This window comes from Stutzerimonas sp., from assembly GCF_982611455.1.
In genome coordinates this window covers 1-12,437 of sequence record NZ_CEXBBO010000061.1, presented here as the reverse complement: position 1 = coordinate 12,437, position 12,437 = coordinate 1, and the positions used below count along the sequence as shown (strand labels likewise).

The following is a 12,437-nucleotide window of genomic DNA, read 5'->3' as shown; positions in this document are numbered from 1 at the left end:
TTTCAGTCGGCAGAACAGCCTCTACTGGGTCAGTTTTCGGTCAGCGGCAACACCCTTGACCTGCTTGGCCTTGCTGTAGCTGTGGTAGTAGCCCTTGGGGCCGTTGTAAGGCTCGCCGTGGGTGTCGTGATTGACCGGAACGCCATTGGTTGTCCACTCGTAGCTGACCGTGGCCTTGTCCAGCATTTCCAGCTTGATTTCACTGGCCTCGCCCGGCTTCAGCGTGACAGTCACTTCATCGGACTTCAGGGCTGGCTGTGGCTCTGCTACCGGCTCAGCCACAGGTGCTGCCGCAACTTGTTCTTGAGGTGCCACCTGAGCAGGCGCGGGGGCTTGTACGACCGGGGCCGCCGCTGGCTGAACAGCTGCATCAGCTGCATCAGCTGCCGCTTCTTCGGCCAGGATTTCCTTCATTTCACCCATCTGGGTCAGGCCGAGTACGCGGCCAACGCCCGTTGGGTCGATGGCGTATTCAGAGGGCATCACCACGGTGACCAGCAAGGCAGCCGCAACACCCACTGCGATCACAGTGGAGCGCAGCAGTTGGCAGCTAGTCGGCAATTCGCTTTGGGTCGGAAGCTTGGTATTGAACATGCTGAGAATTCCTTACTGAGAGACGATCAGGCCGGTGAGCTGGTAACCCATCAAGAGGAAACCGGCGCTCATCATGGCGACGTTGGCGGTGTAGGCATGACGCCAGAAGCTGGCAGTGCGCCGCCAGTAGCCCATGACGATCAGGATGGCGCTCAAGGCCAGAAGCTGGCCGATTTCGACGCCAACGTTGAATGCAACAAGGTTGGCGATCAGGCCGTCTGCCGAGATCTCGTATTCCTGAATCTTGGTCGCCAGGCCGAAGCCATGCAGCAAGCCGAAGATCAGCGTGGCCGCCTTGGTATTCGGCTGGTGGCCGAACCAACGCTGGAACGCGCCCAGGTTATCCAGCGCCTTGTATACCACCGAGAAGCCGATGATGGCGTCGATCACATAGGAGCTGATGCTGATTTCCGCCAACACGCCGAACAGCAGCGTCACGGTGTGGCCCACGGCGAACAGGGTGACGTAGAGTCCCACGTCCTTCAGGCGGTAGAGAAAGAAGATCACCCCGAACAGAAACAGCAGATGGTCGTAGCCGGTGATCATGTGCTTCGCGCCCATGTAAATGAATGGCAGCAACATTACCCCGGAGCTTTCCTGGATAAAGCCCTTGTCGCCCTCGGCGACAGCGTGAGCCAGCGCGTCAGGCATGCCGAGAAACAGCAATGCCGTGAACAACAGCAACAGTAGTAACGAGCGATTCGGGCGCACGGCAGATGCGTCCATTGCGCCCATAGATAGCGAATGCATGGTTGAGTCCTAAATTGCAGTGGTCTTGGGCCGCGCAGCGGCCTATGTCAGAGCACGAATATAGGGCGTGGTGGCCGCTCGATCAGGAAGATCGGACTGGGAGGAATGGAGTAGCGAGGGACTTCTATCGGCTGCGCACGCTCTGGCTGTGTGCTGATGCTCAGCAGCGTGGTCAGGTGCGGTGTTTCGTGAAGATGGTCGGCGGCCAGCGGCGAGTGGCAGTGATCTCCGTACGCAGCGCAGGCCAGCGCCTCGTCACCATGGGTATGCGAATGGGCAGTGTCGCCACCGTCGCGAGTCTGCGGGCTCGCCCCCATAAACAGCGCAGAGGTATGCCCCGCCCACGCCATCAAGATGGCGAGGGCAAGGGCAAAAATCACCTTAGCGCTGATGGGTTTGCTGAGCATGTCGTGGTTCTTCAATGCCTAAGTAGCTAGCTGTTCTGAAGGGGCGGTGCGTTTGACCGTATCCCCCCCAGGGGGATAGCATGCGAGCGTAATTCATCGACGCACGAGACTCAAGTCATGAGCGATCACGAACACGGCCATCAGCACCAAAGTCATGGCGACATCATCAAAAGGTTAAAGCGTGCGGAGGGTCACCTGCGCAGCATCGTTACCATGATCGAAGACAGTCGGGCCTGCGTTGACATCGCTCAGCAGCTGCATGCCGTAGAGAAAGCCGTCTGCCAAGCCAAGCGTGTGCTTATCCAAGACCACATCGACCACTGCCTGGAACACACAGTCGAAGCACTTGCGATAGGCGAGCGCGCCTCACTCGAAGATTTCAAGCAAATCACCAAATATCTCTAGGCCTTTTCCCATGTCGAGCTTCGCCGAACTGCTGCAACAGGGGGCCTCGCAGGCCTGGCTGTATTTCCCCAGCGCCATCCTGCTAGGTGCCTTGCACGGTCTGGAGCCGGGGCATTCGAAAACCATGATGGCGGCGTTTATCGTGGCCATTCGTGGCACGGTGAAACAGGCCGTTTTGCTTGGTCTTGCCGCAACGCTTTCACACACAGCCGTAGTCTGGCTGGTGGCAATGGCCGGTATGTACCTGGGACAGAACCTGGATGCCGAAACCACCGAGCCATATTTCCAGCTCGCGTCTGCCGCCATCATTATCACCATCGCCCTGTGGATGCTTTGGCGCACCTGGCGGGGCGAACAGATGTGGCGTTTCGAGGAGGATGATGAGCACCACCACGGCCATCACCACCACGATGAAACCCACCGCATCGATACCGGGCTCGGGCATATTGAACTGTCGATCTTCGAAGAAGGCGTTCCACCGCGCTGGAGGCTGAAGACCTTGCGAGGCCATGTCTGGCCGGCTGCTGAAGTGAGCCTGCTGGCAACTCGCCTCGATGGACTGGCCCAACAGTTTCGCTTCGTAGGCCGGGGTGACTATCTGGAGTCGCTGGACGAGATTCCCGAGCCCCATGAGTTCACCGCACGCCTGAGCCTGGGCCATGCCGGTTACTCCCACGACTATGACTTGGAGTTTCGCGAGCACAGCCACAGTCATGACCATGAGCATACCGAGCTGGAGGAACTGGGGCTGTCGCTGGAGGGCTACCAGGATTCCCATGAGCGCGCGCATGCCAACGACATCCGCAAGCGCTTCAGCAACCGTAACGTCACCACCGGCCAGATCATCATGTTCGGCCTGACGGGCGGGCTGATTCCCTGCCCGGCAGCGATCACTGTGTTGCTGCTCTGTTTGCAAGTGAAGGAAGTCGCGCTGGGAGCTGTCCTGGTGCTGTGTTTCAGCATCGGCCTGGCCATTACCCTGGTCACCGTTGGTGCTGTGGCCGCTATCGGCGCACGCCAGGCTTCCAATCGTTGGTCTTGGTTTGGGGTTGTGGCGCGTCGCGCGCCTTACCTGTCCAGCGTGTTGATCATCGGTGTGGGGATTTACGTAGGCGTCCATGGCTGGATCGGCCTGAACGCCTAGCGTGATGTGGGAGTTATCCGTTTATTTCGACCTGTTCCTCGTCGCCTTCGGTGCAGCCACGCTGCTGCCCCATTCTTGGGCTATGGCTGCTGCGTCGATCGCGCCATTTCAGGTTCTGGCCGGTCAAGCGCTGGGGTTATTGGTTTTACTTTGGGCATCTGCAGCACTGCACCTGATTCGCTCGCTAGGCTGGTGCGGATTTCCCTGCTCAAAAGGCTACTTGCTCAATCAAACCATGGCCAGCTTTCGTGACTATCAGCAATCCTGAGTGCTGCATCAGATATCCGCCGAGCATGTAACTATCAACGCAGCGTGGGTCAGAATCATCAGCGCGGTGGATCACAATCACTGGTACTGGGTGTCAGTATTATTGGAATACGCATACAACCGCTAAGGGCTTGAACGAGGGAATACGATGAAGGAGCGGCGCAAGGTAAAAACTCTCAAGCGGTCTTTGAAAGCACAATACGAGGCCGAAGCGCGTGAAGTACTCCGAGGCAGGTCTGCAGCGCATGGAAGGTTTCTCACTATAGCGCTGCAAAGCGGCAAGGAGCTGGAACCAGTCGGACGCCTTGCAGGCTAATCGTGACGGTCGATGCCATCATAGCGAGTGAACGGCGGCTGCTTCCTCGCGACTTCGTACCCTTCGCAGCATGAGAAGCATCACACTCAGCGGTACGAGGCGTAGCTGATCAATCCAGCCCCGCCTATGCGAATCCATGTCGACGCCCAGCTTACTGACGACACCAAGCAAGGGTTCGATACGAACTGTTTTATAGCGCGCATGCGGAAATTCAGCCTTCCTAACAGCAAGTCGCCCTTGAGTGCCAGGCAACCTTACAAAAATGTAATCGATGCTTCAGCTTTAAGTCAGGACGTTTTTTATATGTTGGCTGTCAGACGCAGCGAGCCTGGGAGAAATACTCCGTAACCGTCGGTGTAGTAGCCATGTTCGTCGCTAACTAACTCACTAGGAGCTCGTATGTCCTCCTCGCATTGCCATCATCAGCCTGACCAAACGAAAGGATCAGCACCACTCACAGACCCGGTCTGCGGGATGAAGGTGAAAGAGAACAGCGAATATGAACAGGATTACCAAGGAATAACTTACCGCTTCTGCAGCCAGGGCTGCCAGACCAAGTTCCGTTCTGACCCTGCTCGATATCTCGCTGCACAGCAGGCTCAGGGGCCGTCATCTCAGGCATCCACACCGCCTGCACAGAAGGCACCCGCCGGTGATGCAACGACCGAGTACACCTGCCCGATGCACCCTGAAATCCGCCAAATGGGGCCAGGTGATTGCCCTATCTGCGGGATGTCATTGGAACCTCTAATCCCTGAACTCGACGAGGAGGAGAATCCCGAACTCAAGGACTTTTCGAAGCGATTCTGGTGGTCTCTGCCCCTGACCGTAGCAGTGACCCTGTTGGCTATGGCGGGACACGCGCTTCCGCTGTTTCATGGGGCTAGCCAGAACTGGGTTGAACTAGCCCTTACGACCCCGGTTGTCGTGTGGGCAGGCTGGCCATTTTTCGTGCGCGGTCTCGCCTCGGTCAAACATCGCAGCCCAAACATGTGGACCTTGATCGGGCTTGGCACGGGAGCTGCGTATATTTACAGCATCGTAGCAACCGTCTTACCGAGCATATTTCCAGAGTCATTCACAGTGGGCGGCCGGATAGGCGTTTATTACGAAGCCGCTGCAGTGATCATTTCACTGACTCTTTTAGGGCAACTGCTCGAACTGAAGGCCCGCTCCCAGACGTCTTCCGCAATCAAGTCCCTGCTTGGCCTATCGCCTAAAACAGCTCGCCGTATCGCCAAGGATGGTTCCGAGGAGGACGTTCCGCTCACACATGTTCACGAGGGCGACCATCTGCGCGTTCGTCCTGGTGAAAAGGTACCCGTTGATGGAGAGGTATTAGAGGGCGAGAGCGCCGTCGACGAATCCATGCTAACGGGCGAGCCCGTCCCCGTGACGAAGCGAGCAGGCGATGCGCTCATCGGCGCGACCATGAACACGAGTGGCTCGCTTGTCATGCGGGCGACTAAGGTTGGCTCCGGGACCATGCTTTCGCAGATTGTCCAGATGGTCGCAAATGCACAACGCTCCAAAGCACCCATGCAGCGAATGGCGGACACGGTTGCAGGTTATTTCGTGCTGACGGTCATCGGTATCGCCTTGCTGACATTCTTTGCATGGGGTCTGTTCGGACCCGAGCAGGGCTGGGTATTCGGCCTGATCAATGCGGTTGCGGTTCTGATCATTGCTTGCCCTTGCGCACTTGGCCTGGCAACGCCTATGTCGATTATGGTTGCCACGGGCAAGGCGGCTGGAAGTGGAGTGCTTTTCAGAGACGCAGGCGCTATCGAGAATGTTCGTAAGGTAGACACGCTGATTGTCGATAAAACTGGAACGTTGACCGAGGGCCGACCTGTTTTCGATCGGGCGGTAGGCGTCACGCCGTTTGATGCTCAGGAAGTCATCCGTTTGTCTGCCAGCTTGGATCAAGGTAGCGAGCATCCCCTAGCCCACGCCATCGTGGACCATGCGAGAAGCGAGGGTATTCAGTTGGTAAAGTCAGAGACCTTCGAGTCAGGGTCAGGGATCGGAGTCCGTGGTCTGGTGGAAGGCAAGCAGCTACAGCTAGGCAACACCGCGCTTATGGAAGATGCGGGTGTGAGCGTCGAGCCGTTGAAAGATCAGGCAGAAAAAATGCGCGAGAGCGGTACCAGCATTGTTTACCTGGCTGTTGATGGGGCACTTGCCGGCTTGCTGGCCGTATCGGACCCAATCAAACCCACATCGAAAGAAGCTGTAGCTCGGCTCCAGGCCGAGGGCGTGCACGTCATCATGGCAACCGGCGACGGGCTTACCACTGCCCGCGCGGTGGCTCGTGAGCTATCGATCGAGGAAGCGCATGGCGAAGTAAAGCCGCAGGATAAGGAGGCCCTGGTGGTTAAGCTACAAGCCCTCGGTAAGGTAGTCGCCATGGCAGGCGACGGAATAAATGATGCGCCGGCGCTCGCCAGGGCTGATGTCGGCATAGCGATGGGCACAGGCACCGACGTCGCCATGAACAGCGCTCAAGTTACGCTGGTTAAAGGTGACCTGATGGGGATACTGCGCGCGCGGACGCTTTCGGTGGCGACAGTTCGCAATATGCGTCAGAACCTTCTGTTTGCCTTTATGTACAACGGGTTGAGCATCCCGATTGCCGCAGGCCTGCTCTATCCATTCTTTGGACTGTTGCTGTCTCCGATGATTGCTGCCTTGGCCATGAGCCTCAGCTCAGCATCGGTGGTGTTCAACGCCCTCCGGCTCCGTCAGGCGCGTGTTGCTTGAAAGCCTGTCGGCTAAGGCTTCTGTTGCGAAGCGACTGATTGCCTCATTGATTGCTCATGAATTGCCCCGTAAGCTGAAAAATATGAAGTTCCACATGCGCTCCTTCCTTATCCTGCTGCTAGTGCTTACGCTTCCGATCAACGGGATGGCGCAATTGCTCATGCCGGTTGGATCGTCGGCGCATCACGTGATGCCTAATATGGAAGGCATGGAGGCTATGGCAGCCAACCATGCTTCGATGGTTGGCGTCAGCGGCGCTGAGCCCGAGTGCTGTGAAGGGCATGAGCAAGGAGAGGCGACCGTCTGCAAGACGGGGCAAGAATGTAAAACCGTCAGCCTCCTTCAGATCGTTGCTGCGAAGGCGCAGCAGGTCCCTGCTGCTAAACCCGTGACCACGCCCTATAACGACCAAATCCCTTCCCGTCTTCTGGACGCCGTCTGGCATCCACCTCGCGTCTGATTCCGATCAAATTCTAGGAACCGCCCGGATGTGAGCATTCGGGCCGGCTACCGCGCGCCTTTGGCTCGCATGGATGATCAGGAATCCTTTTTAAATGAAACCCCGTATCCGCTGGGCGCCTCCCTACGTGGCCGCCTTGATCATGGGCGCGCTCTCATTCCCCGAGCTCGCGTCAGCTCTAACCTTAGAACAAGCCCTGAGCTTGGCCGAGCAAGACGCGCCTTCGCTGGATGCGCAAGCCGCCAATCTCCAAGCCGCACGCAGCGCTGCAATCCCTGCCGGCGAGCTCCCTGACCCCAAACTTAGGCTTGGGCTGCAAAACGTGCCCATTGAAGGTGACTCACGCTGGCAATTGGACCAAGGGGCCATGACCATGCAAATGGTTGGGGTCATGCAAGATGTGCCAAACCGAGCGAAAAGGCGCGCCCGTGTCGAGGCCGCGCAGGCTAGTGTTGCGCTCGCAGGCGTCCAGCAGACCATTGAACGTCTCAGCGTTCGCCAGGCGACCACCGTGGCATGGATCGCTAGCTTCGCGGTCGAGCAGAAGCTGAGTCTTTTCAAACAGCTCTACAGTGAGAATCAGCTGCTTTCGCGGGCTGTTCAGGCGCGCATTGCTGGCGGCGGTGGGCAAACCGCAGACAGCGTGCTTCCGAAGCAAGAGGCAGCATTGCTTGCTGAACAAGAGGATGAGCTGCTACGCAACCAGGTTGTTGCGCGGGCCGACCTCCGCCGCTGGATAGGCGAGCCAGCAGACCAGCCGCTTACAGGCGATTGGCCGCAATGGCTTGCCGACGGTGAGCACTATCAGCACAACCTGAACCGCCACCCGGCCCTGCTCGCCTTCGATCCAATGTCTCGTGAAGCAGAGGCAAAGGTTCGTCAGGCCATCGCTGAGAAAACGCCCGACTGGAGCTGGGGCGTCGATTACCTGCGTCGCGGCCGAGAATACGGCGACATGGTGAACCTCAGCGTCAGCTTCGACCTGCCGTTATTCACCAGCTCTCGGCAGGATCCAAAGATCGCAGCCGAGCGTGCTCGCCTTGCACAGATTGAGGCTCAGCGCCAAGCGACGTTACGCGCGCATAGCCAGGAGCTGGCCGCTGACCTCGCTGAGTATCAGCGCCTGGACCGTGCACTCACCCGTCTCGAACAAACTTTTCTACCGCTCGCTGACGAAAAGGTCCGCCTTGCCATGGCCGATTACCGTTCCGGAAACGGAGCGCTGACCGCCGTAATCGATGCGCGCCGCCAGCTTGTCGAGACCCGGCTACGGCAGATCGACGTAGCCCGCGACCGATCGCAGAGCAACGCCAGCCTGCATTTCGCCTTTGGAGATACCCGACCATGACCTTCCAATTCAAGCGGCTGGCACTCGTCCTCAGCCTCCCTCTGATGGTTAGCGCTACAGCCCTATTCGGCCTGTCTACCGCAGCCTTCGGACAATCGCCTGCAGAAGAAGGCAAGGAGGTGCTTTATTGGTATGACCCTATGTATCCGCAACAGAAATTCGATGAACCTGGAAAATCCCCCTTCATGGACATGGATCTTGTCCCGCGCTATGCCGATGAGGGAGGCGACGGGGCGTCGATGAGCATCGACCCGAGCGTGACGCAGAATCTCGGCATGCGCCTGGCGACCGCAACGCGTGAGTCAATTAGCCAATCGCTCGAAGCGACAGGTGCATTAATGTTTGACGAGCGAGACGTGGCTGTCGTGCAGGCGCGCGCCGGGGGCTTCGTCGAGCGCGTTTACGACCGAGCGCCGGAAGACGTCATTGAAAAAGGGGCGCCGCTTGCAGATCTGCTTATCCCTGAGTGGGCTGCTGCACAGGAAGAGTACCTGGCACTGAGAAAGATCGGTGAACCCCAGCTGCTCGCAGCGGCCCGTCAGCGGTTGCGCCTTGCTGGCATGCCGCCAGAGGTCATTGCGCAGCTGGAACGGACCGGTAAGGCGCGCCCCGTCTGGACCGTAACGAGCCCGATCGGCGGCGTGTTGAACAGCCTCGATGTTCGCGAGGGCATGACCGTACCCGCAGGCGCATCTCTTGCGCGCGTCAATGGGCTGGACACGGTTTGGCTAGAAGTTGCAGTACCAGAGGCGCAGATCGAAAATTTAGCGCCGGGGCAATCAGTAACAGCGCGCCTGCCCGCCTTTGCGGGTGAAACGCTGGAAGGAACGATCCAGACTGTACTATCGCAGGCCAACCTGGATAGCCGCACTGTGCGTGTCCGGGTTGAGCTACCTAACCCGCAACAGCGGCTTCGTCCCGGCATGACGGCCGAGGTGACGTTGAGTCGCAACGTTGAAGATGCCTTGGTCATCCCGACCGAGGCGGTCATTCGCACCGGCCGGCGAGCATTGGTGATGCTGGCTGAGGATGAAGGTCGTTACCGTCCCGTTGAAGTTCGCATTGGCCGGGAGTTCGATGACAAAACAGAAGTACTTGAAGGGCTCGAAGCCGGCCAGAAGGTCGTGGCGTCCGGTCAGTTCCTTCTTGATTCCGAGGCGAGCCTACGCGGGCTGACCGCTCAGGGTTTGGAGCAGCCTACACCTTCCACCGGACCTGCTTTGCACGAGGCTGAAGGCACGATCGTCAGCCTGGAAGATGGCATGGTTGGCCTGTCGCATGGGCCGTTCAAGACGCTAAACATGCCCGGGATGACCATGTCCTTTCCGGTTACCGATCCATCCCGCTTGTCAGGCCTGCAAACGGGCAACCGTGTCCGTGTTGGCGTGCGTGAAAGCGACGAGGGCTTGGTCATCGAGCGCATCGAGAAGCTCGGGGGCCAGCAATGATCGCAGCGATAATCCGATGGTCAGTGGCCAACCGCTTTCTGATCCTGCTGGCCACTCTGTTTGCGGTCGCCTGGGGTATCTGGTCGGTCAAAAACACCGCTGTTGATGCGTTGCCTGATCTTTCTGATGTTCAGGTCATCATCCGTACGCCATACCCGGGGCAAGCCCCTCAAATTGTTGAGAACCAAGTCACCTATCCGCTGACGACCACGATGCTGTCCGTGCCTGGCGCGAAGACAGTCCGCGGCTACTCCTTTTTCGGGGATAGCTACGTGTACGTCCTGTTCGAGGACGGCACAGACCTCTATTGGGCCCGTTCGCGGGTGCTGGAGTACCTGAGCCAGGTGCAGAGTCGGCTTCCCGCCGCCGCCAAACCCGCCTTGGGCCCTGACGCCACGGGTGTCGGTTGGATCTACCAGTATGCTCTGGTGGACCGAACGGGCAAACATGACCTCTCGCAGCTGCGCTCCTTGCAGGACTGGTTTCTGCGCTATGAGCTCAAGACACTGCCCAACGTGGCGGAAGTCGCGCCCATAGGCGGGATGGTCAAGCAGTACCAGGTCGTACTCGATCCCGTACGCATGGCCAGCAGGGGCGTGACGCAGCAGCAGATCGCTAAGGCGATCGATGAGGCCAACCGTGAAACCGGCGGGAGTGTTCTGGAACTCGCGGAAACCGAGTTCATGGTTCGTGCGACCGGGTATCTGGAGACCCTCGGGGACTTTCGAGCCATTCCTTTGCGTCTCGACGGCGGCGTGCCCGTGACGCTAGGGGAGGTAGCACACATCCAGCTCGGCCCGGAAATGCGCCGCGGCATCGCCGAGCTTGACGGTGAAGGCGAGGTTGTCGGCGGAGTTGTGATCCTGCGTAGCGGCAAAAACGCTCGGGAAACCATTGCCGCTGTCCAGACCAAGCTCGACGAGCTCAAGGCGAGCCTTCCCGAAGGCGTCGAAATCGTCACGACTTACGACCGTAGCAAGCTGATCGACAGTGCCGTTGAAAACCTCACGCACAAGCTCATCGAGGAATTCATCGTCGTTGCGTTGGTTTGCGCGATATTTCTGTGGCATCTGCGCTCGTCGCTGGTCGCCATCGTGTCGTTGCCGATCGGCATCCTGATTGCTTTCGTGATCATGCAGCGGCAAGGCATCAACGCAAACATCATGTCGTTGGGCGGCATCGCGATCGCGATCGGAGCGATGGTCGACGCGGCAATCGTCATGATCGAAAACGCCCACAAGCACATCGAGGGCTGGCACAAGCGGCATCCTGGCTCAACTTTGAAGGGCCAAGAGCACTGGAAGGTAATCACTGACGCGGCCGTTGAAGTCGGGCCGGCACTGTTTTTCAGCCTGCTTATCATCACGCTGTCGTTCATTCCAGTGTTTACCCTGGAGGCGCAGGAAGGCCGGCTGTTCGGTCCACTGGCGTTCACCAAAACCTATGCAATGGCAGCCGCCGCGGGCCTGTCCGTCACGCTGGTTCCGGTGCTAATGGGGTATTGGATCAGGGGCAAAATCCCCGATGAACACCGCAACCCGCTCAACCGTGGCCTCATCTGGATCTATAAGCCTGCCTTGGATGCGGTGCTGCGTTGGCCCAAGGCGACCCTGCTGGTGGCGGTTCTGGTCTTTCTGACTGGCTTGTGGCCGGCCTCTCGTCTCGGTGGTGAATTCTTGCCTCCGCTGGATGAAGGCGACCTGCTTTATATGCCCACTGCACTTCCAGGCCTCTCCGCTCAGAAGGCTTCCAAGCTACTGCAGCAGACGGACCGCCTTATCAAAACCGTGCCCGAGGTCGCTCATGTGTTCGGCAAGGCCGGCCGGGCCGATACCGCGACGGATCCGGCGCCTCTGACAATGTTCGAGACCACCATCCAATTCAAGCCAAAAGATCAATGGCGTCCTGGAATGACGCCTGACAAATTAGTGGAAGAGCTGGACCGCACGGTGCAGGTGCCAGGGCTGGCAAATTTGTGGATCCCGCCCATTCGAAACCGCATCGACATGCTGGCGACAGGCATCAAGAGCCCGATAGGCGTGAAGGTCTATGGCACTGACTTGGCGCAGATAGACAAAACCACCCAGGCTGTGGAAAAAATCGCCAAGACAGTGCCTGGGGTCAGTTCGGCGCTTGCTGAGCGACTAACAGGAGGGCGGTACATCGATGTGGATATTGATCGTGTCGCCGCAGCACGCTATGGCTTGAACATAGCGGACGTGCAATCGATCGTGGCCGGTGCCATAGGCGGCCAAACCATTGGTGAGACTGTCGAAGGGCTCGCCAGGTATCCCATCAATCTCCGCTATGGTCGCGAGTGGCGCGACTCGCTAACAGACTTGCGCAACCTGCCGATCTACACACCTCAGGGCAGTCAGGTCACGCTGGGCACAGTCGCTAAGATACAAGTGACCGACGGCCCACCGATGCTCAAAAGCGAAAACGCGAGACTGTCGGGCTGGGTTTATGTCGACGTCCGCGGCCGCGACATGGCGGCGGTCGTGGGCGATCTGAGGGAAAAGATCAGCGAAGGGG

General features: G+C 58.7%; 10 protein-coding genes. 7 read left to right on the top strand and 3 right to left on the bottom strand.

The genetic code is table 11. The features are described 5' to 3' along the window. Nucleotides 1-21 precede the first annotated feature (21 nt). Genes AC2LD7_RS21225 through AC2LD7_RS21215 form a run of 3 tightly spaced genes read right to left on the bottom strand, consistent with a single transcriptional unit; the run spans nucleotide 22 to nucleotide 1,751 of the window. Nucleotides 22-594, bottom strand: coding sequence for a transmembrane anchor protein (locus tag AC2LD7_RS21225; RefSeq protein ID WP_484599611.1), 573 nt, complete (start codon nucleotides 592-594; stop codon nucleotides 22-24). Nucleotides 595-606: 12 nt separating this feature from the next. Then, nucleotides 607-1,344: a HupE/UreJ family protein gene (locus AC2LD7_RS21220; protein ID WP_484599610.1), complete on the bottom strand. Its 738-nt coding sequence runs from the start codon at nucleotides 1,342-1,344 to the stop codon at nucleotides 607-609. Nucleotides 1,345-1,391: 47 nt separating this feature from the next. Further along, entirely contained in the window at nucleotides 1,392-1,751 is a 360-nt protein-coding gene (locus AC2LD7_RS21215) for a hypothetical protein (RefSeq protein ID WP_484599609.1), read from the bottom strand. 117 nt (nucleotides 1,752-1,868) lie between these two features. On the opposite strand from AC2LD7_RS21215, the gene mreA reads away from it, so the two are divergent. From mreA to AC2LD7_RS21180, 7 genes are all read left to right on the top strand, one after another. Continuing rightward, nucleotides 1,869-2,156 (top strand): metal-sensing transcriptional repressor MreA, encoded by a 288-nt coding sequence (gene mreA / locus AC2LD7_RS21210; protein WP_045733414.1) that lies wholly within the window; start codon nucleotides 1,869-1,871, stop codon nucleotides 2,154-2,156. A gap of 10 nt (nucleotides 2,157-2,166) precedes the next feature. Then, on the top strand, nucleotides 2,167-3,300 hold the full coding sequence (locus AC2LD7_RS21205) for a nickel/cobalt efflux transporter (RefSeq protein WP_484599608.1): 1,134 nt from the start codon (nucleotides 2,167-2,169) through the stop codon (nucleotides 3,298-3,300). A gap of 982 nt (nucleotides 3,301-4,282) precedes the next feature. Next, nucleotides 4,283-6,646, top strand: a complete 2,364-nt coding sequence (locus AC2LD7_RS21200) for a heavy metal translocating P-type ATPase (protein ID WP_484599607.1) — start codon at nucleotides 4,283-4,285, stop codon at nucleotides 6,644-6,646. Next, nucleotides 6,636-7,106 carry a hypothetical protein gene (locus AC2LD7_RS21195; RefSeq protein WP_484599606.1) on the top strand — a complete coding sequence of 157 codons (471 nt, stop codon included), beginning with the start codon at nucleotides 6,636-6,638 and terminating at the stop codon, nucleotides 7,104-7,106. Before AC2LD7_RS21200 ends, AC2LD7_RS21195 begins: the two co-directional genes overlap by 11 nt. A 94-nt stretch (nucleotides 7,107-7,200) precedes the next feature. After that, nucleotides 7,201-8,454, top strand: coding sequence for a TolC family protein (locus AC2LD7_RS21190; RefSeq protein WP_484599605.1), 1,254 nt, complete (start codon nucleotides 7,201-7,203; stop codon nucleotides 8,452-8,454). Then, complete coding sequence (locus AC2LD7_RS21185; RefSeq protein ID WP_484599604.1) at nucleotides 8,451-9,902, top strand: efflux RND transporter periplasmic adaptor subunit; 1,452 nt, start codon at nucleotides 8,451-8,453, stop codon at nucleotides 9,900-9,902. The genes AC2LD7_RS21190 and AC2LD7_RS21185 overlap by 4 nt, the downstream gene beginning before the upstream one ends. Then, nucleotides 9,899-12,437, top strand: a 2,539-nt coding sequence (locus AC2LD7_RS21180) for an efflux RND transporter permease subunit (RefSeq protein WP_484599603.1), incomplete at its 3' end; no start/stop codon positions are given. The genes AC2LD7_RS21185 and AC2LD7_RS21180, both read left to right, overlap by 4 nt.